This is a genomic window from Stenotrophomonas sp. 82F1, assembly GCF_056861525.1.
In genome coordinates this window covers 76,509-97,721 of the sequence record NZ_JBSPUD010000021.1, presented here as the reverse complement: position 1 = coordinate 97,721, position 21,213 = coordinate 76,509, and the positions used below count along the sequence as shown (strand labels likewise).

Below are 21,213 nucleotides of genomic sequence, written 5' to 3'. Positions count from 1 at the left end.
CGACGTTAAGGTGCGGGATGGGGATCGCTCGGCTCGTCTGTCGGCTGCTACCCGCAGATATCATGTTGACGGTCCCTCCACCCTGGCTCCTACATACCTCGTAGGAGCCGGGAGGAACATACAAGCCATGCTCGGCTGCTTTTGGCGGACACAAATCGCAGCCGAGCATGGCTCGGCTCTACAGCACCGCCTCACTCACGGCATCCGGTAGTGCCCGATGATCGCGTGCTGGAACAGCAGGTTTTCTTCCCGCGTGCCCCGCGCGATGTTGTGCAGCACCAGCGGCGTGCCGTCGGCCAGGCGCCGGTCGGAGACGATGCCCACGTGCAGCAGCCCGTTGCCGTTGAGCTTCCAGGCCACGATGTCGCCGGCAGCGAAGTCGCTGGCGCGGGCACTGATCGGCTGCTGCCAACCCTGGCGATCAAACCAGCGCATCAGGTTGGGCACACGCCGATGGTCGATGTTCCGATCCGGTCGTGACAGCCCCCACAGCGCCGGATAGGCGCTGAAATCAGCGCGCATGTCTTCGTTGACGCGGACCTGCAGGTCCAGCCCTTGCGTACGCAGGGCGCGTATCAGCACGTCAGTGCATACGCCGCGATCAGCGGGCACGTCGCCACCGGGGTAGGCCAGCACCTGATAGGCCGGGTCGTAGCGGGTGGTGACGCCGATCTGCGCGCGCGCGGCTGCGACCAACGGTGGAGAAGGTGTGGGAGCCGGTGCAGGGGCGGTGGCATTGTCGTCGCCGGCGGTCGCTGGCGACGACGAGGGCTGGCAGCCGCTGGCCAGGGCCAGCGTCAGCAGCAGCACCGTCCATGGTGCGCGGTTGCCTGGCTTCATGCCGAAGGAGGCGTGCCGTTGTTGTTGCCGCCACCACCGCCACCACCGCCACCACGGCGGCGGCGCCGGCGCGGACCACGGTTGCCGGGGGCGCCGGCCGTTGCAGCGTTGCCGTTGCCCTGGCCGCTGTCCTTGCCTTGCCCTGCCGCGCGCTCATGGGCAGGCCGTGCAGGCGGCCGCGCGTTGGCGACGGGTGCCGGCACGTCACGTCCCGGTACCTGCACCACACGCAGCTCATCGGTGTCGAGCTGGATCGCAGTGAGCTTGCCGCCCCACACTGCACCGGTGTCGATCGCGTGGATGCCCTGGGTGATGGTCAGGCCGAGCGCGGACCAGTGGCCGCAGACCACCTTCAGGTCGCGCTCGACCCGGCCCGGCACTTCGAACCAGGGATACAGCCCCTGTTCCTGGGTGCCCGGTGTGCCCTTGTCCTCGATGCCGATACGGCCGCGCGAGGTGCAGTAACGCATGCGCGTCAGCACGTTGATGATCGCCCGCGAGCGCTCGTAGCCGGTCAGGTTGGGCGCCCAGCTGGGCTTGTCGCCGTACATGTTGCGGAACAGCTTGCGGTAGCCGGCACCGTGCAGCTGCACTTCCACTTCGGCCGCATGCTTCTCGGCCATCTGCGTGGTCCACTTCGGCGCCAGGCCGGCATGCACCATCATCCAGCCAAGCTCACGGTCCACGTGCACCAGCTTCTGCAGGCGCAGCCAGTCCAGCAGCACGTCACGGTCTTCGGCCTGGACGATACGCAGCAGGTCCGGGTTGACCTTGCGCTGTTCCTCTTCGGTGCGCGCACCGACGGCCAGCAGCGAAAGGTCGTGGTTGCCGAGCACCACCACGCTGTGCTCGCGCAGCGAATGCACCAGCCGCAGCGTTTCCAGCGACTGTCCGCCGCGGTTGACCAGGTCGCCGCAGAACCACAGGGTGTCCTGCGCCGGATCGAAGCGGATCTTTTCCAGCAGGCGCTGGGTTACGTCATAGCAGCCTTGCAGGTCGCCGATCGCCCATACACTCATCGTTCGGCCTCCGTGTCAGTGCAGGGTGCGCGGGATGGCCAGCACGAAGGGTGCGACCGGCGCGGCGAATTCGGTGCCATCGTCGGCCACCATGTCGTAATGGCCCTGCATCGTGCCGTGCTCGGTGCCGAGCATGACACCTGAGGTGTAATGGAAGTCTTCACCCGGACGCAGGCGCGGCTGTTCGCCGATCACGCCATCGCCATCGACATGCTCGACGCGGCCGTTGGCATCGGTGATGCGCCAATGGCGTGCGACCAGGCGGGCGGCAACGCGGCCCTGGTTGTGGATGCGGATCGTATAGGCGAACGCATAGCGACCGTCTTCCGGTGCGGATTGGTCGTCGAGGAAGCGCGGGGCGACTTCGACGGAGATGGCATAAACGTCAGCGTCTTCCATACCGGCAGTGTAATCAGGTGGCATTGGCCAAAGCGATGAATTCAGCCACGTCCAGCTGTTCGGCGCGGGCGTCGGGACGCACGCCGGCGGCCACGAACTGCTCGGCGCTGACCACGTTGTTCAGGGCATTGCGCAGGGTCTTGCGGCGTTGGCCGAAGGCGGCCCTGACCACGTCGGCGAAGCGCTTGTGGTCCTTGATGTTGATCGTGGCCGGATCGCGCGGTATCAGACGTACCACGGCCGAGTCGACCTTCGGCGGCGGCCTGAACGCACCCGGCGGCACCACGAACAGCGAGGTCACCTCGCAGTAGGCCTGCAGCATCACGCTGAGGCGGCCGAACACCTTGCTGCCGGGACCGGCGGCCATGCGATCGACCACTTCCTTCTGCAGCATGAAGTGCATGTCGGAAATCACCGCAGCGTGTTCCAGCGCATGGAACAGGATCGGCGAGGAGATGTTGTAGGGCAGGTTGCCGACCAGGCGGATCGGCTGGCCATCGGCCAGCTCGGTGAAGTCCACCCGCAGCACGTCGCGGTTGACGATGGTCAGCTCGCCCAGCGGTTCGGCGGCGGCGGTCAACGGCGCGATCAGGTCGCGGTCGAACTCGATCACCGTCATCTTCGGGTGTACGCGCAGCAGCGGCAGGGTGATCGCACCCTGGCCGGGGCCGATCTCGACCAGGCGGTCGCCGTCCCTGGGATTGACCGCCATCACGATCTTGTCGATGTAGTAGCGGTCGGCAAGGAAGTGCTGGCCGAGCTGCTTCTTGGCCGGGGCGGAAAACACCGGGCCGGAGGGGGAATGCGGGGAAGTCATGTGCTCAGTGTACGTTGCCGTGCCAGCCGCGCACACAGCGTTGTGGCGGCCTGCAGGCTGGAAGGATCGGCAATGCCGCGGCCGGCAAGATCCAGCGCGGTGCCGTGGTCGACCGCCACGCGCGGGTAGGGCAGGCCCAGGGTCAGGTTCACCGCCTGCTCGAAGCCGGAGTACTTCAGCACCGGCAGGCCCTGGTCGTGGTACATCGCCAGCACGGTGTCGAAGCCGGCCAGCTTGGCCGGCAGGAACGCGGTATCGGCCGGCAGCGGACCGATCAGGTCCATGCCCTCGCTGCGCAGGCGCTGCAGCAGCGGGATGACCAGATCCAGTTCCTCGCGACCGAGGTGGCCGTCTTCGCCGGCATGCGGGTTCAGGCCCAGCACGGCGATGCGCGGTGCGGCCAGGCCGAACTCGCGGCGCAGCGCGGCATGCACGGTGCGCAGGGTGTGTTCCAGGCCGGGAGCGGTGATCGCATCGGCGACCTCGCGCAGCGGCAGGTGGGTGGTGGCCAGGGCCACGCGGACGATGTCGTTGGCCAGCATCATCACCACCTTCACTCCGGCCTGGTCGGCCAGCAGTTCCGTGGTGCCGCTGTAGGCGATGCCGCCCTGGTTGATCACCGCCTTGTGCACCGGGCCGGTCACCACGCCGTGCAGTTCACCGGTCAGGCAGGCCTGGCCGGCACCCAGCAGGGCGCCGATCACCGCGCCTGCGTTGGCAGGGTCGGTATGGCCGAAACGGGTGGGGGTGCTGTTGGCGACGGCGCGCAGGCGCAGGTCGCCGGGGACGCGGGCATGCGCGTCCTCGGGCAGCAGTTGCAGGGGCAGGTTCAGCGCGGCAGCGGCCGCGCGCAGGGTGTCCGGATCGGCGAATGCCAGCAGCCGGCAATCATCGCGCGGCTGCTGGACCAGTCGGACACACAGCTCCGGGCCGATCCCGGCGGGCTCGCCCGGTACCAGAGCGAGCTCGGGGAGCATGGCTCAGGACTGCGGCGGCGTGGCGGTATTTTCCGCCCGGTCACCGCTGCGGAAGCTGACGTAGGCTTCGCCACGCAGTTCCTGCAGGAAGCGGTTGTACTCGTCTTCCAGCTTGCGGCGGCCGATGGTCTCGCGGACCTGGGCGCGCTGGTTGTCGCTGCCGACGTCGGTCTGGCGGGTGCCTACGCGCTGCACGATGTGCCAGCCCGCATCGGTACGGAACGGCTGGCTGACGCCGCCGTCCTGGATGCCTGCCACCTGCTGGCCGAAGGCCGGGCCGAACGCATCGGCCGGGAACCAGCCCAGATCGCCGCCCTGGCCCTTGCTGTTGGTGTCCTCGGACGATTCCTTGGCCACCTGCTGGAAGTCGGCACCGCCGGCAATGCGGGCGCGCAGGGTGTCGATCTTGGCCTTGGCGGCCGCGTCGGACTGGGCATCGTCCACGCGCACCAGGATGTGGCGGCCGTGGTACTCGGTGACGGTGTGGGTGCCTGCCGCCGCGCTGGCGTCACGCACTTCCACCAGCTTCAGCAGCTGGAAGCCGCTCGGGCCGCGGATCGGACCAACCACTTCGCCGGGCTTCATCTGCTGCATCGTCTGTGCGAACGCCGCCGGGATTTCATCCAGGGTGCGCCAGCCGAGGTCGCCGCCTTCCAGTGCATTGGGGCTGTCGGAATAACGCACGGCCGCCGCATTGAAGTCCAGTTCGCCCTTGTCCAGCAATGCCTTCACGCCGTCGGCCTTCTTCTGGCCGGTGGCGATCTGCTCGGCGCTGGCGCCATCGGGCAGGGCGACCAGGATGTGTGCCAGGTGGAACTGGTTGCCGGCGTCGGCCTGCTGCTTCAGGGCCGCATCGACCTCGCCTTCGCTGACGCTGATGCGGCTCTGCGCAAAGCTCTGGCGCAGGCGCTGCACGGTGATCTCGTCACGCACCGAGGCGCGGAAATCGTTGAAGTCGATGCCGTCATGGGCCAGGCGCTGACGCAGGGCATCCAGGGTCGAACCATTCTGCTGGGCGATGGCGTTCATCGCCTGGGTCAGTTCCTGGTCGCTGACGCGGATGCCGCTGCCCTGGGCGCGGGCCACCTGCAGCTTGACCAGCACCAGGCGCTCCAGCACCTGGCGGCTGAGCACATCATCCGGGGGCAGCTGGGCCTCGCGGCCGGCGTACTGCGCCTTGATGTTGGCGATCGCACGCTGAAGCTCGCTCTGCAGGATCACGTCCTCATCGACGACAGCAGCGATGCGGTCCAACGGTTGGGCCTCCTGCGCAATGACCTGCAGGGGGGCGGACACGCTGGACACCGCCAGAAGCGATGCGAGGAGAACGGGGAAGCTCTTGGTCATGGGATCTGATTCGGATCGTAGTCATCGCGGGCCGCTCCGGTGTTGCTGGGCGGCACGAGATAGAGGTCGTCGCGGTTGTAGCCGAGGATAGCACGGCGCAAAGTGCGGTCCGTGTCCTGGCCGAGGGAGCTCAAGCCCTTGAGCACGAACTCGAGCTGGATGGAGTTGTTCATTTCGCCTTCGCGGTTGCGTACGTAGCGGCGGGCCACGGCGCGCACGGCCAGGCAGCAGCTGTCCCACTGTACGCCACCGATGATTTCCAGCGGTTCCTTGTCCTGCAACGAATAGTAATAGCGGCCCACCAGGCTCCAGCGCTCGTTCAGCGGGTACAGGAACGACAGGTCGGCCTGTTCCAGCAGGGTGCGGTCGTGCTTGTTGGCGGTGGCCGGGGCGCCGGAATTGATGCGGTAACGGTAGGTCAGGTTGACCACGCCGTCGTTGGACATCAGGTAGCGGGCGCGCACGCTGGCCAGATCCTCGCGCTTGTACTTGGGATCCCACTGATAGGTGGCACCCAGCGTCCAGCGGTCGTTGATCATGTAGTTGCCGTCGGCGATCCACGCCGACTTGCCCTTTTCCACCGGTGCGCCACCGGGGACCACCGTCACCCGCGATTCGTCGAAGTACTGGATCTGGCCGATCGAGGCCGAGAAGCGTTCCTTGCCGGTGGTCTGGTCGATGAAGCGGGTGCCCAGCGCCAGGGTCAGCTGGTTAGCGTCGTTCTGGCGATCTGCGCCGGTATAGCGAGAATCGCGGAACAGCTGGCCCCAGCTGAAGGTGAAGTCGCGGGTATCGAAGATCGGCAGCTCGTCCTGGTTGCGGTAGGGCGTGCGCAGGTAGAACAGGCGCGGCTCCAGGGTCTGCAGGAACGACTTGCCGCCGAGGGTGGTCTCGCGGTCGAAGAACAGGCCGGCATCCAGGCTGGCGATCGGCAGGCTGCGGCTGGGCGAGGTATTGCCGCGCAGCTGTTCGGGGGTGGCGGTGTTCGGGTCGATGCCCTGCGAGCGCAGAATCTGCCCGCGGATGCCGTTCACGCCATCAACCAGGCCACGGTCCAACTGGTAGGCGGTATAGCGGTAAGCCAGCGTAGGCGTGACATACCACGCCGCGCCGCTGATCGGGAACGACACGTACGGCTTCACGTCCAGTCGCGAGCCGCCGCTGACACCGATGCCGTCGGTCTGCCGGCTGCCGTTGCGGGTGTACTGCAGGTCGGGTCCCGCATCGGCGCCGTACTTGAAGTTGATGTCGTCGTGGGTGAAGCGCACGGCCTCGGCGTAGACACCGGTCTCCAGCCACGGCAGCAGCGGCTTGTCCCAGTTGAAATACAGGCGCGGCTGGCGGTTGTAGGCCAACGCACTTTCGTTGAGGGTGTAGTCGGTCAGCTGCCAGCGGTCGGCCATGATGCCGGCCGTCCAGTTCTTGCCGGTGCCGTACAGACCGACGGTGCTCTGCAGGTTCGAGGCGGTGACGCCCACCAGGCGGTTGGCGAAGTCTTCCACGTAACGCTCGTCGCTGACCCAGGCCAGGTTGGCGCGGGCCTGCCAGTGGTCGTCGAGGTTGTGGTAGCCGCCGAACATCACCCGGCCGCGGTCGCGGTCGCGCAGCTTGTCGTTGGGCATGAACGCGGTCAGCAGTTCGCCGCGGCCGCCTTCATAGAGGTAGCGGAACTCGTTGTCGAGCATCAGGCCGCGCCGGCTCATGTAGCGCGGGGTCAACGTGTCATCGTAGTTCGGCGCCAGGTTGAAGTAGATCGGCTGTGCGTAATCGAAACCGTTGCGCCCGGACATGCCCAGCTGCGGGAACAGCAGGCCGGTCTTGCGCCGGTCATCGATCGGGAACTTGAAGTAGGGTGCCCACAGCACCGGCACCTTGCCGATCCGCAGCACCGCGTTGCGGGCGGTGCCGAAGCCTTCATCGTTGTCGACTTCGATTTCCGGGGCGGTCAGCTTCCACACCGGCTGCGACGGGTCGCAGGTGGTGTAGGTGGAGCGGTGCATCTGCCCGACCGCGCCCTGCAGGTCGACCGATTCGGCTTCGCCGTTACCGCGGCGGGACACCAGCTGGTACTGGATGTCGGTGATCTTGTGGGTGTCGCTTTCCTGGTTGCCCTCGGCGCGCTTGGCGACCATCCGGATCGAGGCATCCTGATAGCGGACATTACCGTCGGCGACGTAGTTGCCGCTTTCGGTATCGAAACTGAGTTTGTCGGTACCGACGAACTGGTCGCCCCGGCGCAGCGCCACATTGCCCTGGTACTGCGGCACGGTGGTGGTGCCCAGCAGCTGGTCGCCCTCGATGTCGGTGGGCTGCTGTTCGCGCGCAGCGCTGGCGGCAGCCTTGTCCTGGCCGGGCACCGGCGTCGGCGCGTCGGTGAACGCAGGGATCACGTCGGTGGCCGGGCAAAGGCCCCAGTTGAGCGGCTTGTCATCAGCCCATGCCGGAAGGCAGACGGCGATGCTCAGGGGCAGGGGAAGCAGGCGGAGGGCTCGGCGCACGCGGTTCGGATTCGGGCGAAAACGGACGGTAGCTTGCCCCATCCCTTGCATAGGGGCAATGAAGGCCTCCCCGGATTGCCGGTTCGGGTTCATCCAGGCCCGTTGCCGGAAGGCGTCGCCATCAGTGCCTGCAGGTGGGCCACGCTGCACTCGGCCAGGGCCTGCAGGTCGTATCCACCCTCCAGCATCGACACCACCCGGCCAGCGGCATGGCGGCGTGCCAGCGCGTGCAGTTCGCGGGTGATCCAGGCGAAATCGTCGGTTTCCAGCATCAGGTCGGCCTGCGGATCGCGCAGGTGGGCATCGAAGCCGGCCGAGATCAGCAGCAGCTGGGGGCGGAAGTCGTCGATCGCCGGCAGCATCTCGTCGGCCCAGACATTGCGGAAACGGAAGCCACCACTGCCCGGTGGCAGCAGGATGTTCATCAGGTTGCCGGCACCGCGGTCACGGCGCAGGCCGGACTCGGGGAACAGCCCTGCCTGATGGGTGCTGTAGTAGGACACCCGGGCGTCGTGCTGGAAGATGTCCTGGGTGCCGTTGCCGTGGTGGACATCGAAGTCGACCACCGCGATCCGCTCCAGACCGTGCCGGTCGCGGGCGTAGGCGGCGGCAATGGCGATGTTGTTGAGCAGGCAGAAGCCCATCGCGGTACTGCTGGTGGCATGGTGGCCGGGCGGGCGTACCGCGCAGAAGGCCAGGGGATCCTCACCCAGCATCACCGCATCGACGGCCGCGACCCCTGCGCCGGCGGCATGCACCGCGGCGCTGGCCGAGCCTGGCGAGGTCCAGGTATCCATGTCCAGCTGGCGCAGCGGCGCGGTCTGCGGTTGCAGCACCAGATCCAGCAGCGCGCTGTCGTGGACACGGGTCAGTTCACCGAACTTGGCCGGCGGTGCTTCGCGCCAGTCCAGTTGGCCGGGGAAGGCCTCGTGCAGTGCGTCGAGCACCACCTGCAGGCGTTGCGGGCATTCAGGATGGCCTGGGCCGGGATCGTGCAGCAGGCAGGCGGGATGGGTGAAGACCAGCATGGCGGCTCAGCGCTGGCGATGCTGTGGCTGCCACAGCGCTTCGCCGTGGCCATCGGCCCGTGCCAGCACCCGCGCCAGCACGAACAGCAGGTCCGACAGCCGGTTGAGGTACTGCAGCGCTTCGCTGCGCACCGGTTCAACGCGGGCCAGGGCCACCGTGTCGCGCTCGGCGCGGCGGACCACGGTGCGCGCAAGGTGGCAGCGCGCAGCGGCCTCGCCACCGGCCGGCAGGATGAACTCCTTCAGCATCGGCAGGTCGGCGTTGTAGTGGTCCAGCTGCTGTTCCAGCGCCGATACGTCGGCGGCGTGGATCGCGGCATGGCCGGGAACGCACAGTTCGGCGCCCAGATCGAACAGCTGGTGCTGCAGGTGCACGACCAGCGCGCGGACGTCCTCCGGCAGCGGCACGGCCAGCAACAGGCCGAGCGTGGCATTGGCTTCGTCGACGGTGCCATAGGAGGCAACACGCAGATCGTCCTTGCCGACCCGGCTGCCGTCACCCAGGCCGGTGCTGCCGTCGTCGCCGGTGCGGGTGTAGATGCGCGAGAGGCGATGACCCATGGCGCGGCTCAGTGATGGATGTCGCGGCGGGCCTGCAGGAGCTTGAGCACCTGCTCCACGGCCAGCTGCAGTGCGGCGGCCAGGGCCACGTAGATCGCGGTGGTGCGCAGGTAGGGGCCGAACCACTGCGCGTAGTTCTGCGCCCAACCGGCCACGGTCGGCTCGGCCACGTTCTGGCTGGTCCAGTAGAAACCGCCCTGCGCCAGCAGATGGCACAGCGCCACCGACGCCACCAGCAGCAACGCACCCTTGCCCAGCACCGACCACTGCGCGCTGCGGTAGTTGCGGCCCAGCAGCATGCCGCCGGCCCACATGGCGAAGTACGCCGGCAACAGCAGCCAGTAGCCCGGCGACACGCAGTAGTGCTGCCAGAAATCGAGGCCGCTGCTGCGGATCACGATCCAGTCGACCAGCACCGCGAACACCATCAGCAGCGGGAACGCCCAGCGGGTCCAGCGGGCGAGGTAGAAGCCGCCGATGAAGAACACGGCCCAGGACGCGTCCGGGATTGCCGCGAAGTGATTGACGCGGGTCGCCGCCAGCAACAGCACGAGCACTGACAGGACGAAGGCGCGGGGTGCGGAGTCGGACATGGCGGTGGGGCCGGAGCGGATTCAGGTTTCATTCTAGCCCGGCGCGGCGCTTGGCGCAGGCCGGCCCCCTGCCGGGCATGCCGGCACGGCGAGCGCGTATCATGCGCCCATGAGTGAACGACATGACGTGCTGATCGTCGGTGGCGGTCTGGTGGGTGCCAGCCTGGCCATCGCCCTGGACCGCCTGGGCCGCGACGTGGGCCTGCTCGAAGCCAGTCCGGCCGGCGAGCTGCCCGCGGTGTTCGACCAGCGCAACCTCAGTTTTGCTGCCGCCACGATCAACGCGCTGACCGCGCTGGGGGTCATGCAGAAGCTGTCGATGGCGCCCGGCCCGATCCGCCGCATCCATGTCAGCCGCGCCGGTGATTTTGGCCGCGTGCAGCTCGATGCTGCCGATTACGACAGGCCGTGGTTCGGCCAGGTGGTGGTCGCGCGTGATTTCGGCCAGGCACTGGAAAGCCGGCTGCAGGAGCTGCCACGGCTGCGCCGCTACCGGCCGATGCGTTTCCTTGGCCTGGGCGAGGTGATTGACGGCTACCGTCAGGTGCGGGTGGCCGACGACAGCGGCGAGCGCATGCTGTTGGCGCGGCTGGTGGTCGGTGCCGACGGCACCAGCAGCGGCGTACGCGATGCGTTGGGCATCGAGGTCGATCGCCACGATTTCCAGCAGACGCTGTTCGTGGCCCGCGTGCGCAGCCAGCGTGCCCCCGATGGCACCGCCTGGGAGCGCTTCACCGATACCGGGCCGACGGCGCTGCTGCCGCGTGGCGACCGCCATTTCGGCACCGTGCATGGCGTTGCCCGTGACCAGGCCGAGGCGGTGATGGCGCTGGACGACAGCGCGTGGCTGCAGCGCCTGCAGCAGGCTATCGGCTGGCGTGCGGGTCGCCTGCTCGACTCTGGTCCGCGCAGCGCCTATCCGCTGATCCAGGTACTGGCGCGCGCGCTGGTGGGGGAGCGCACGGTGCTGCTTGGCAACGCCGCGCAGACCATCCACCCGCTGGGTGCGCAGGGCTTCAACCTCGGCCTGCGCGATGCGTTGACGCTGGCCGAGCTGCTGGAAGTGGAGGGCGATGCTGGCAGCGACGCACTGCTGCGATCCTACGTGGCCCGCCGCGAAGAAGATCGGCGGCAGACGGTGGCGTTTTCCGGCGGTCTTGCCCGGCTGACCAGCAATCCGGCGCCGCTGCTGCGCCCCCTGCGCAGCCTGGGCCTGGTCGCCGCACAGCGCGCCTCGGTGCAGTCGATGCTGGTTGGCGGTGCAATGGGCTTCCGTGGCGACGTGCCGCGCCTGTGCCGTGGAGAAGCCGCATGAACCGGCGCGCACGCCTGGACGTGGTCATTGTGGGCGGCGGCGTGGTCGGCGCTGCCTGCGCGCTGGCCCTGGCCGATGCTGGTCTTGCCGTGGCGCTGGTGGAAGGACGCGAGCCTGCACCGTGGCAGGCCGCACAGCCGGATCTGCGGGTGTTCGCCTTCGCCGCCGACAACGTGCATTTGCTGCAGCGACTCGGCGTGTGGCCGACGATCGCGCAGGCGCGGGCCTGGCCGTACCGGCGCATGCAGGTGTGGGACGCAGCCGGTGGCGACGACCTGCTGTTCGACGCGGACCGTTTCGGCCGTCGCGAACTGGGTTTCATCGTCGAGAACGGCTTGCTGCAGGATCGCCTGTGGGCGGCGCTGCCGGCCGCAGGCGTGGAGCTGCATTGCCCGGCGCGCGTGGAAGCGCTTGAGCAGGACGAGCACGGTGTGCGCCTGCGCCTGGATGATGGCCGTCGCATCGAAGCCGCGCTGGCCGTGGCCGCCGACGGTGCGGAATCGACCCTGCGCGGACTGGCCGGGATCGAGGTCGAGCGCCACGACTACCAGCAGCGCGGGGTGGTCGCCTATGTGGACAGCGAGCTGCCCAACCAGGCGACGGCCTGGCAGCGTTTCCTGCCGATCGGTCCGCTGGCGTTGCTGCCGGTGGCCGAGCGCCGCAGCTCCATCGTCTGGACGTTGCCCGACGATGAGGCGGCACGCGTACTGGCGCTGGACGACGACGCATTCAATCGTGAACTGACCCGTGCCTTCGCCGCACGCCTGGGTGAGCTGCGGCTGGCCTCGCCGCGCGCGGCGTTCCCGCTGCGCCGGCAGTTGGCCCGCCACTACGTTGCCGGTCGCGTGCTGGCGCTGGGCGATGCCGCCCACGTGGTGCATCCGCTGGCCGGGCAGGGCGTCAACCTCGGCCTGCGCGACGTCGCCGCCCTGCAGCACTGGCTGGCGCCGTCCGCCGAACGGCGTGGGCAACCCCGGTTGTCGCCGCAGCGTCTGCAGCGCTGGGCACGTGAGCGTCGCAGCGACAACCAGATCGCCGCGTACAGCTTCGACGCGATCAACCGGCTGTTCTCCAACGACGAGATGCACCTGACCCTGGCGCGTGGCCGCGCGCTGGGCTGTGCGGGCAAGTGGCCGCCGCTGGTGCAGGCGTTCTGGAAGCGCGCCGCAGGGGTGTGACCGACGGCGCATCCACGCATGGCGTGGATCTACTGGAATCGAGCGGGTAGATCCACGCCATGCGTGGATGAAGATCGCGAGTAGACGCCAACCTTGGTTGGCGCGCGTGCGCCGGATCATCCGCCGGTAGCACGCAGCACGGTTCATGGATTCCGCCGGGCATGGCCCGGCGCTACCTTCGTCGTTGGTAGATCCACGCCATGCGTGGATACCGTTACCGCAGTGGCCTCAATCCACCAGCCAACCGGCCAGATCGGCGCGGTCCAGCGTGCCGCGACGCTTCACGTCCAATGCGTTGAACTCATCGGCAAGCGCCGGATTCACCTGCGCCTCCTCACGGCTGATGAAGCCATCACCGTCCACGTCCAGCTCGGCGAAATGGAGGCGGTACTGGCCGACCACGCTGGCCGGCGCCAGCGAACGCACCGTTACCGGGGTTTCGCCCAGCGGCACCACGATGTCGACGCTGCCGGTCACGCGGCCGGCCGACAGTGACTGCTGGCGGACCACGCCACTGTCATCGCGCAGCGGAGCGCTCTGCGCCGGCTGCGGGCGCGCCGGCTGTGCCAGTGCCGGCGATGCCAGCAACGCGGTACTCAGCAGCTGGAAAATGCGCGTGGCGTTCATCAGCGCAGCGGCGACGCCAGCACCGTGATTTCCTCACGGTCGTGGTACAGCTGCTTGGCACGCACCACCAGCGGCTTGCCGGCCTGGTCCTGGAACAGGTCCAGGCACAGGCGTGTCTCGTCCCAGCGCTTCTTCATCGGCAATTTCAGGTTGAAAATCGCGTGCCTGCACCAGCCCTCGCGGAACCAGGTGGCCATGCGTTCGGCGACGCGACGCGGTTGCTCGACCATGTCGCAGACCATCCAGTCCAGCGGCTGTTCCGGATGCCAGTGGAAGCCGTCGGCACGCAGGTGCTCGACCAGGCCCGTGTCCAGTACGTGCTGGCGCAGCGGGCCGTTGTCGATGCTCAGCACATGCACGTGCTGGCGGGTCAGTACCCAGGTCCAGCCGCCCGGTGCCGCGCCGAGGTCGGCCGCGCGCATGCCCGGGCGAACCAGCGCTTCGCGTTCTTCCGGGGCGAGCAGGGTCAGCAGTGCCTCGTCCAGCTTCAATGCCGAGCGTGAGGGTGCGTCCGGCAACAGCTTCAGGCGCGGAATGCCCAGTGCCCAGGGGGCGCTGTCGTCCGGGTTGGCCACGCAGACAAAGGCGTGCGTGCCATCGACGAACACCACGTGCAGGCGCGGCAGGCGTGCGTTGGGTTTGTCGCTGAGCTTGCCAGCCTTGCGCAGCGCCGGGCGCAGGGCATTGCCGAACGCACGCGCAAGCCCGGACAGCGGTTTGCCGGCATCCGAATCGGGATGCTCCACCCACAGATCACCGAAGCGCGGCGCATCGGCCAGCACCTCCAGCATCGGCGTGATGCGATCGGCCGGGTCCAGCTGCGGCAGCTCGGCCAGCACCACCAGCTTCTGGCGGGCGAAGATCAGCTCGCGCCACGGCAGTCGCGGTGCAAGCGCCGCGGCTTCGTCGCACATGAAGAGCACGTAGCCATCATTGCGCTGGGTGCGGGCGTAACCGGCAAAACCGGCGGCGCCTGCGCGGAACTGCAGTTCGCCGGCCAGCTCCGGCTCGAAGCCCTGCCGGCACAGGCACAGCAGGCCGATGCCGGTCTCAGTAACGGGCGCCATCGCTTTCCCCATAGGTACGCAGCACGCTGCGCGCCGCATCGCGGTTCAGACCCTGCACCACCTCGATGCCGCGCTTGTTGAGTTCGCCCACCCAGTCGGCCGGCAGCGGGCCTTCATCGAACGGGGTCAGCTCTTCCACGTCGGCCGAACTGGCGCCGATCAGCAGGCGGTCGATGCCGGCCCACACGGTGGCGCCGTAGCACTGGCAGCACGGCTGCGAGCTGGTGGCCAGGGTGATCGGCGACAGCACCGCGTTCAGGCGCGGGGTCTGCAGGCGCTGCTGGGCCAGCATGTAGGCCATGTTCTCGGCGTGCGCCAGCGAGGTCGAATGCGGCATCACCCGGTTCACGCCGGCGGTGATCACCTTGTCATCCGGCCCGAACACCACGGCGCCGAACGGGCCGCCACTGGCGTGGTCGACATTCAACCGCGACAGCTCGATCGCCAGCGCGACCTTGGCCTCGTCGCCCGGATATCGACGATCCAGGTCGATCTGGTCGTGGATCCAGGCGGGAAGGGTCAGGTGGACTTGCGCGTACAGCATCGCGGGGGTGCCTCGTTGGGAGTGAAAGGAACAGGTGCAACAGATGTCGGCGCGCAGTGTAGCGGCAGTGGCATGTACCGGGCGTGCGCGCTGGATTCAGGCCGGTGACGGTGAGCCGGTGCGGATCACCACGTACTGCTTGCGGAACTCCAGCCCCGCCTGCGGCCAGCGCGCGGCGTAGGCGCGCAGCAGCGGCAGGGCAGGGGCGAAGTCATGGCCGTTGACCCGGCAGTCGGCTTCGCACTGGCCCTGCTCGTCGCGCGACGCGAACAGGCGGATGGCCAGGAAGTGGTGGGCCTTCAGCAGGTCGTCGAAGGCGTCGATGCTCTTGGTGAACAGGCAGCAGGGGCAGGAACCGTGGTCGTCCTCGCTGCACGCGGCAGCGTCGTCCAGTTCGCGGGCGCGGTAATGGGCCAGCGGCCCCAGCACCACGGTGCGCTCGTGTTCTTGGCCTTCGTCGCCGGTCGGGTAGGTCAGGCCCATCATCGGCAGATCCGGTGCGTCTTCGGCGCCGACGGCGGCCTGCAGGGTCGCCAGATCCACCCGCACCCAGGTGTCGAAGCCGGACAGCAGGGATTCCTGTTCGGTCGCGCCATTGGCGTGCTGGTACTCGAACAGGCCATCGGCGAACAGGCCGGCGTGGCGGGTCTCGATGACCGTGGAGGTCTGCCAGCCGCCGTTGTCGCGTTCGTTGCTGGCGACGCTGTGTGGCGTCAGCTGCAGGCCGCTGTCGAGTCGCAGGTCGTCGCCCTCGACGGTGCAGGCGATGTCACGGCCCAGCAGGACCTGGTGCAGCAGCGGCAGGAGGGGAGAAGCGGTCGTGGTCATCGGGGCACCTGGTTTGCAGGGTGGGGCGCAGCCGCCGGGCAGGGCTGGCGTTACAGAGCGTCGAGTTCGGCGCGATATCGCCGTGCGTCGGATTGCTGCTGCGGATCGTTGCCATGGTCGCGCAGCCAGGTCTCCAGCTCGCGTCGATAGTCCGCGCGGAACCCAGCGTTGTCCGGGCTGAAATGCAGCTTGCGCGCGGCCACCTCGACCCGTTCGCGCGCACGTGCGCGGGCCTGGGCAATGCCATAAGGCGACTGCTCGGTGAGGATGACGAAGTTGCGGGCAAAACCGTTGACGTACTTGACTGCAAAAGGTTGGTTGGCCCCTGGAATGCGGATCGCATTGCTTAGCGGCCACAGGGCTGCCGTATCAGTATGCATGACCGTTTCGACATCGCGGCCGTCGGCCGTGTGCAGCACGACCTCGTAACGCCAGATGTACTGTTCGTTCAACTGCGAGCTGGTCTGTTCAGTCCGCACGATGATCGCCTCGCCCGGTTCGCCGGCCAGGTTGAGGAAGGCGGCATTGGCAAACTGCCCGACGATCATGTTCAGCAGGGCCAGAGGGAACACGACCAGGGCGAAGCCAGGGCGGCGGCGGCGCCACGATACCAGGCCGATCAGCAGCAGCGCGGCGAAGAAGACCAGCACCGCGTGCCCGGTCAGCAGCCAGAACAGGAAAGACAGAACTGTCAGCATGGCGGCTCGAGAGCGGGCACCGTTCAGGTGCCCGCCTATCCGATCAGGCCGACCAGGTGTCGCGCAGCGTCACGCTGCGGTTGAACACCGGCTTGGCTTCGGTGTGGTCGCGGCGGTCGGCAACGAAGTAGCCGGTGCGCTCGAACTGGAACGACTGTTCCGGCGCAGCGGTGGCAGCCGCCGGCTCGACATAGCCGGTGACGGTGCGGCGCGATTCCGGATTGAGGTAGTCGCGGTAGGTCTTGCCTTCCGATTCGTCGTCCGGGTTCGGCACCGAGAACAGGCGGTCATACAGGCGGATCTCGGCCGGCACACCGTGCACCGCGCTGACCCAGTGGATGGTGCCCTTGACCTTGCGGTTGGCGCCTTCCATGCCCGGGCGCGATTCCGGATCCAGCCAGCCGCGCAGCTCGGTGATGGTGCCGTCGGCATCCTTGATCACGTCATCGCAGCGGATGATGCCGGCGCCGCGCAGGCGCACTTCGCCACCGGGAACCAAGCGCTTCCAGCCCTTCGGCGGCACTTCGGCGAAGTCCTCGCGGTCGATCCACAGCTCACGTGCGAACGGCACGTTGCGGGTACCGAAGCTTTCATCCTTCGGATGGTTACTGAAGGTCAGCTGCTCTTCGTGGCCTTCGGCGAGGTTGGTCAACACCAGCTTGACCGGGTCGACCACGGCCATGCGGCGCGGTGCGGCGCTGTCCAGGTCTTCGCGCAGCGCGCCTTCCAGCACGCTGAAATCGATCATCGAATTCTGCTTGCTGATGCCCACGCGCTCGGCGAACAGGCGCATCGCCGCCGGCGTGTAGCCACGGCGGCGCAGGCCCTGCAGGGTCGGCATGCGCGGGTCTTCCCAGCCGTCCACCAGCTGTTCGGTGACCAGCGCCATCAGCTTGCGCTTGCTCATCACCGTGTAGTTGATGTTCAGGCGCGAGAACTCGATCTGGCGCGGCTTGGCCGCTTCGCGCGGCAGGCCGGCGTCGACCAGCGGCTGGGTCAGCGCGTCATCGTGGGCGAAGTCGACGTTGTCCACGCACCAGTCGTACAGCGGGCGGTGGTCTTCGAATTCCAGCGTGCACAGCGAGTGGGTGATGCCCTCGATCGAATCGCCCAGTGCATGGGCGAAGTCGTACATCGGGTAGATCGGCCACGCGTTGCCGGTGTTCTGGTGCTCGACGTGCTTGATGCGGTACAGCGCCGGATCACGCAGGTTGATGTTGCCGCTGGCCATGTCGATCTTGGCGCGCACGGTGCGCGCGCCATCGGGGAATTCACCGGCACGCATGCGGCGGAACAGGTCAAGGTTTTCCTCGACGCTGCGCTCGCGCCACGGCGAGGGACGCCCCGGCTCGGTCAGGGTGCCGCGGTAGGCGCGCACTTCCTCGGCCGACAGGTCGCAGACGTAGGCCTTGCCCTGTTCGATCAGCTTCTCGGCGGCCAGGTAGTAGGTCTGGAAGTAGTCCGAGGCGTGGCGCAGCTCGTTCCATTCAAAGCCCAGCCAGCGCACGTCGTCCTGGATCGCGGCCACGTACTCCGGGTCTTCCTTGGCCGGGTTGGTGTCGTCGAAACGCAGGTTGCAGACGCCGCCGAACTCACCGGCGACACCGAAGTTCAGGCAGATCGACTTGGCATGGCCGATGTGCAGGTAGCCGTTCGGCTCCGGCGGGAAGCGGGTCTTGATCGCCTGGTGCTTTCCGCTGGCCAGGTCCTCGCGCACGATCTGGCGGATGAAATCGCGCTTCTCGTGGCTGTCGGCGGGGGTCTCGGGGCTGGCGGGGGTGTGCTCTGACATGAGTCGGCGAAAGAAAGGCAGAAAGATTGCCAGTCTAACGCTTACCGGGAAGGGCTGCCCGGGTTGCCGCAGCGGCACCATTCAGCCCCCGGGCGTATGCTGGAATCCTGTCCCACGGAGCCGCCCCATGCACATCGTGTACAAGGCCGACAATCTGTTCGACGCCCACCTGGTCAAGCACGCGCTGGAAGACGCCGGCATCCCGGCGTTCGTGTTCGGCGAGTCGCTGTTGGGTGGCATGGGCGAGCTGCCGCTGTTCGGCGTGCTGCGGGTCGGGATCCCGGACGCCGCGCGCCCGCAGGCCGAGGACATCGTCGCCGCGCTGGACTTGGGCCACGCCCCCGGCGACCCCATTTCAGATGTAGACGACATTGCCGGCCTTCCGGCGTAGGAGCGCATCATGTTGGGAATTGGCCAGGGCATCCTCGGCATCGGGGCCTTCAAGCAGCGCCTGCCGCGCCCGGAAGAAGCGCTGCCGGGCCGCGAGCAACCGCTGCCACTGCACAGCAACCAGCACTTCGTGAACAGCCATCCGCTGAAGGACCGGTTCGCCGGCCTGCAGCAGATCCGCTTCGCGCTGGGCTGCTTCTGGGGTGCCGAGCGCAAGTTCTGGACCGAGCCGGGCGTGTACAGCACCTCGGTGGGCTATGCCGGCGGCATCACCCCGAACCCCACCTATGAAGAGGTCTGTTCGGGCCTGACCGGCCACACCGAGGTGGTGCAGGTGGTGTTCGACCCGGCGGTGGTGAGCCTGGAGCGGCTGCTGCAGCTGTTCTGGGAGAGCCATGACCCGACCCAAGGCATGCGCCAGGGCAACGACACCGGCACCCAGTACCGTTCGGCGATCCACGCCACCGACGAGGCGCAGTACGCGGCGGCGCTGGCCAGCGGCGAGGCCTACCAGGCGCAGCTGGCTGCGGCCGGATACGGGCCGATCACCACCGAGATCGTGTACCCGGCGCCGGAGTACTACTACGCCGAGGATTATCACCAGCAGTACCTGGCGAAGAATCCGAACGGCTACTGCGGGATTGGTGGTACAGGCGTGAGCTGCCCGATCGGGCTGGATGTGGAGGTGCCGCGCTGACGCGCGGTGGTCCGCCTGCGGCGGGCAGAGGCTGAAAGCAACGGCCAAAGCCAAAGCCAAAGCCAAAGCGGCTCTGGGTTGCTGTGGGTTTGGCGGGACGGGTACAGATGGCGGGACACGCCGTAAACCCATCCCTGGGGGCTCGGCCACGGCATCCATGCCGTGGACGGTCCCGCCATCTGCACCCGTCCCGCCTTCGACAGTTTCCCGGTGACGGTGGGCAAGAGCATTGGGTTACTGACGACCTGATAGAAAACAAAAAGGACGCGGCATTCGCCGCGTCCTTTTTGTTTGTGAGCACGCGCAGCGCGCGACCCGCTTTTGCTCTTCTTTTCTTTCTTCCGTGGCGGACCGCCGCAGGAAACTGTCAGAGGGCGGGCGGGTTGGGTTCGCGGGGGTGTCCGCGGCATGGATGCCGCGGCCAAGCCTCCATGGACGGATTCACGGCGTCCCCCGCGAATCCAACCCGCCCGACCCAGCGCGGCTGTTGCTTCATGCAGTTCGCGACCAAGCCCCCCGCCACGAGGGGCTCAGCCGTTGGCCGGAACCCTTACAGTGCCTCGCGGATCCGCTGACGCAGCGCTTCCAGATCCTTGGCAAACGCATCGATACCCGTTACCAGCTTCTCGGTTGCCATCGGATCGGCCGCCAGGTCCGCAGCGAACTTCGCCGCGTTGATCGGCGTCACCTGCACCGCCTCAGCGGCACCGGCCACCAGCTTGCGCGGCAGCACGCCGTGGTCGGCATCCAGCTTCTCCAGCAGGTCCGGCGAAATGGTCAGGCGGTCGCAGCCGGCCAGCGCTTCGATCTGCGCGGTCGAACGGAACGAGGCACCCATCACCACGGTCGGCGAACCGCGGCGCTTGAATTCGGCATACACACCACGCACGAACACCACGCCCGGGTCCTCGTCGATGTTCGCCGGGGTCTGGCCGTTGGCCACGTACCAGTCGAGGATGCGGCCGACGAACGGCGAGATCAGGAACGCGCCCGCTTCGCTGCAGGCCAGTGCCTGGGTGGGGTTGAAGATCAGGGTAAGGTTGCAGTCGATGCCTTCGGCCTGCAGCACGCGCGCGGCTTCCACGCCTTCCCAGGTCGCGGCGATCTTGATCAGGATCTTCTCGCGCGGAACGCCGGCATCGGCGTACATCTGGATGAACTGGCGGGCCTTGGCCACGGTCGCGGCGGTGTCATGGGCCTGGTCGGCATCCACTTCGGTGGACACGCGGCCTGGTACCAGCGTGCTCAGCAGCGCGCCGACGCCGATGGTCAGGCGGTCGGCCACGGCGTGCACCACGGTCTCGCGGTCGCCGCCCTGCTGGCGGCCCCAGGCCAGTTCGCGTTCGATCAGTTCCGCATAGACCGGCAGGTCCAGCGCCTTCTTCACCAGGGTCGGATTGGTGGTGCAGTCCACCGGCTGCAGGCGCTTGATCGCCTCGTAGTCACCGGTATCGGCAACGACCACGGACAGTTCGCGCAGCTGGGACAGTTTGGACGGGGTACTCATTACGGCTCCTGATGCGGGGATTGCAGGGAAACTGATCGCGCGCGGTGCGCAGCGCAGGTCAGGGACGGTCGTTGTGGACCGCGCTCACGCGCAGCCGCAGCTTGCGGCCGCCGGGGGCGGTCCAGTCGATGCTCTGGCCCACGGCCAGGCCAAGCAGGGCGCTGCCGACGGGCGCCAGCACGGACACCTTGCCTTCATCGACATTGGCTTCTCGGGGGAAGACCAGGGTCAGGACATGCTTCTCGCCCGACACTTCATCTTCGCACTCCACGCGCGAATGCATCATGACGATGCCTTCGGGAATCTGGTCTGGCGGCAACACGGTCGCCCGGTTGAGTTCGTCGGCAAGCGCACGCGCGGCCGGCGTCTGGCTGTGTGCCGGAGATTCGAGCATGGCGTCCAGGCGGTCCATGTCGAGGGTGGAAACAGTGATCGACGGCGGCAGGCCGCTGGCGGTGTTCATGGTGACGCTCCTTGGTTGAAAGCCATGC

General features: G+C 67.7%; 22 protein-coding genes. 4 read left to right on the top strand and 18 right to left on the bottom strand.

Annotated elements, in window-relative coordinates; genetic code table 11:
* Nucleotides 1-195: 195 nt before the first annotated feature.
* The 10 genes from AC13GI_RS17735 to AC13GI_RS17690 all read right to left on the bottom strand — a co-directional run bounded on the left by AC13GI_RS17735 (nucleotide 196) and on the right by AC13GI_RS17690 (nucleotide 10,079).
* Nucleotides 196-840, bottom strand: a complete 645-nt coding sequence (locus tag AC13GI_RS17735; protein WP_482996949.1) for a DUF1287 domain-containing protein — start codon at nucleotides 838-840, stop codon at nucleotides 196-198.
* Nucleotides 837-1,859, bottom strand: a complete 1,023-nt coding sequence (locus AC13GI_RS17730) for a symmetrical bis(5'-nucleosyl)-tetraphosphatase (protein WP_482996948.1) — start codon at nucleotides 1,857-1,859, stop codon at nucleotides 837-839. Before AC13GI_RS17730 ends, AC13GI_RS17735 begins: the two co-directional genes overlap by 4 nt.
* Before the next feature lie 15 nt (nucleotides 1,860-1,874).
* Entirely contained in the window at nucleotides 1,875-2,258 is a 384-nt protein-coding gene (apaG, locus tag AC13GI_RS17725; protein ID WP_025877914.1) for a Co2+/Mg2+ efflux protein ApaG, read from the bottom strand.
* 13 nt (nucleotides 2,259-2,271) lie between these two features.
* Nucleotides 2,272-3,075 (bottom strand): 16S rRNA (adenine(1518)-N(6)/adenine(1519)-N(6))-dimethyltransferase RsmA, encoded by an 804-nt coding sequence (rsmA, locus tag AC13GI_RS17720; protein ID WP_380652675.1) that lies wholly within the window; start codon nucleotides 3,073-3,075, stop codon nucleotides 2,272-2,274.
* Nucleotides 3,072-4,052: a 4-hydroxythreonine-4-phosphate dehydrogenase PdxA gene (gene pdxA, locus AC13GI_RS17715; protein ID WP_482996947.1), complete on the bottom strand. Its 981-nt coding sequence runs from the start codon at nucleotides 4,050-4,052 to the stop codon at nucleotides 3,072-3,074. The genes rsmA and pdxA overlap by 4 nt, the downstream gene beginning before the upstream one ends.
* Before the next feature lie 3 nt (nucleotides 4,053-4,055).
* Nucleotides 4,056-5,399 (bottom strand): peptidylprolyl isomerase, encoded by a 1,344-nt coding sequence (locus AC13GI_RS17710; RefSeq protein WP_099820249.1) that lies wholly within the window; start codon nucleotides 5,397-5,399, stop codon nucleotides 4,056-4,058.
* Nucleotides 5,396-7,897, bottom strand: coding sequence for an LPS-assembly protein LptD (gene lptD, locus AC13GI_RS17705; protein ID WP_243380116.1), 2,502 nt, complete (start codon nucleotides 7,895-7,897; stop codon nucleotides 5,396-5,398). The genes AC13GI_RS17710 and lptD overlap by 4 nt, the downstream gene beginning before the upstream one ends.
* 89 nt (nucleotides 7,898-7,986) lie before the next feature.
* Nucleotides 7,987-8,925, bottom strand: coding sequence for a histone deacetylase family protein (locus AC13GI_RS17700; RefSeq protein WP_265953804.1), 939 nt, complete (start codon nucleotides 8,923-8,925; stop codon nucleotides 7,987-7,989).
* A 6-nt stretch (nucleotides 8,926-8,931) separates the two neighbouring features.
* Nucleotides 8,932-9,486: a cob(I)yrinic acid a,c-diamide adenosyltransferase gene (locus AC13GI_RS17695; protein ID WP_089238883.1), complete on the bottom strand. Its 555-nt coding sequence runs from the start codon at nucleotides 9,484-9,486 to the stop codon at nucleotides 8,932-8,934.
* Nucleotides 9,487-9,494: 8 nt separating this feature from the next.
* Entirely contained in the window at nucleotides 9,495-10,079 is a 585-nt protein-coding gene (locus AC13GI_RS17690) for a hypothetical protein (RefSeq protein WP_025877927.1), read from the bottom strand.
* 109 nt (nucleotides 10,080-10,188) lie between these two features.
* Here AC13GI_RS17690 and ubiH point away from each other — a divergent pair, with 109 nt between their 5' ends.
* Together ubiH and AC13GI_RS17680 are read left to right on the top strand one after the other, a co-directional pair.
* Nucleotides 10,189-11,394 carry a 2-octaprenyl-6-methoxyphenyl hydroxylase gene (ubiH, locus tag AC13GI_RS17685; RefSeq protein WP_099820246.1) on the top strand — a complete coding sequence of 402 codons (1,206 nt, stop codon included), beginning with the start codon at nucleotides 10,189-10,191 and terminating at the stop codon, nucleotides 11,392-11,394.
* A complete protein-coding gene (locus AC13GI_RS17680) occupies nucleotides 11,391-12,572 on the top strand; it encodes a UbiH/UbiF family hydroxylase (protein ID WP_482996946.1) in 1,182 nt (393 codons plus the stop codon). The genes ubiH and AC13GI_RS17680 overlap by 4 nt, the downstream gene beginning before the upstream one ends.
* A 228-nt stretch (nucleotides 12,573-12,800) precedes the next feature.
* Here the strand turns inward: AC13GI_RS17680 and AC13GI_RS17675 are convergent, their stop codons facing one another.
* The 6 genes from AC13GI_RS17675 to AC13GI_RS17650 form a co-directional block, all read right to left on the bottom strand.
* The gene (locus tag AC13GI_RS17675) at nucleotides 12,801-13,199 is read right to left on the bottom strand and encodes an EF-hand domain-containing protein (RefSeq protein WP_482996945.1); all 399 of its coding nucleotides are present in this window, start codon (nucleotides 13,197-13,199) and stop codon (nucleotides 12,801-12,803) included.
* Nucleotides 13,199-14,266 (bottom strand): 23S rRNA (cytidine(2498)-2'-O)-methyltransferase RlmM, encoded by a 1,068-nt coding sequence (gene rlmM / locus AC13GI_RS17670; protein WP_099820243.1) that lies wholly within the window; start codon nucleotides 14,264-14,266, stop codon nucleotides 13,199-13,201. Before rlmM ends, AC13GI_RS17675 begins: the two co-directional genes overlap by 1 nt.
* The gene (locus AC13GI_RS17665; RefSeq protein WP_482996944.1) at nucleotides 14,250-14,810 is read right to left on the bottom strand and encodes a nucleoside deaminase; all 561 of its coding nucleotides are present in this window, start codon (nucleotides 14,808-14,810) and stop codon (nucleotides 14,250-14,252) included. The genes rlmM and AC13GI_RS17665 overlap by 17 nt, the downstream gene beginning before the upstream one ends.
* Before the next feature lie 96 nt (nucleotides 14,811-14,906).
* On the bottom strand, nucleotides 14,907-15,638 hold the full coding sequence (locus tag AC13GI_RS17660) for a DUF6348 family protein (RefSeq protein ID WP_099820242.1): 732 nt from the start codon (nucleotides 15,636-15,638) through the stop codon (nucleotides 14,907-14,909).
* 50 nt (nucleotides 15,639-15,688) lie between these two features.
* Complete coding sequence (locus AC13GI_RS17655; protein ID WP_099820241.1) at nucleotides 15,689-16,336, bottom strand: hypothetical protein; 648 nt, start codon at nucleotides 16,334-16,336, stop codon at nucleotides 15,689-15,691.
* A gap of 43 nt (nucleotides 16,337-16,379) precedes the next feature.
* Nucleotides 16,380-18,128, bottom strand: a complete 1,749-nt coding sequence (locus AC13GI_RS17650) for a glutamine--tRNA ligase/YqeY domain fusion protein (RefSeq protein ID WP_099820240.1) — start codon at nucleotides 18,126-18,128, stop codon at nucleotides 16,380-16,382.
* Nucleotides 18,129-18,255: 127 nt separating this feature from the next.
* Here AC13GI_RS17650 and AC13GI_RS17645 point away from each other — a divergent pair, with 127 nt between their 5' ends.
* Together AC13GI_RS17645 and msrA are read left to right on the top strand one after the other, a co-directional pair.
* Nucleotides 18,256-18,519: a putative signal transducing protein gene (locus AC13GI_RS17645; RefSeq protein WP_380658369.1), complete on the top strand. Its 264-nt coding sequence runs from the start codon at nucleotides 18,256-18,258 to the stop codon at nucleotides 18,517-18,519.
* 30 nt (nucleotides 18,520-18,549) lie between these two features.
* Nucleotides 18,550-19,215 carry a peptide-methionine (S)-S-oxide reductase MsrA gene (msrA, locus tag AC13GI_RS17640; protein WP_180166839.1) on the top strand — a complete coding sequence of 222 codons (666 nt, stop codon included), beginning with the start codon at nucleotides 18,550-18,552 and terminating at the stop codon, nucleotides 19,213-19,215.
* A 550-nt stretch (nucleotides 19,216-19,765) separates the two neighbouring features.
* Here msrA and AC13GI_RS17635 read toward each other — a convergent pair.
* Nucleotides 19,766-20,722 carry a transaldolase gene (locus AC13GI_RS17635; RefSeq protein WP_482996943.1) on the bottom strand — a complete coding sequence of 319 codons (957 nt, stop codon included), beginning with the start codon at nucleotides 20,720-20,722 and terminating at the stop codon, nucleotides 19,766-19,768.
* 58 nt (nucleotides 20,723-20,780) lie between these two features.
* Complete coding sequence (rnk, locus tag AC13GI_RS17630; RefSeq protein ID WP_049468992.1) at nucleotides 20,781-21,185, bottom strand: nucleoside diphosphate kinase regulator; 405 nt, start codon at nucleotides 21,183-21,185, stop codon at nucleotides 20,781-20,783.
* Nucleotides 21,186-21,213: the final 28 nt, after the last annotated feature.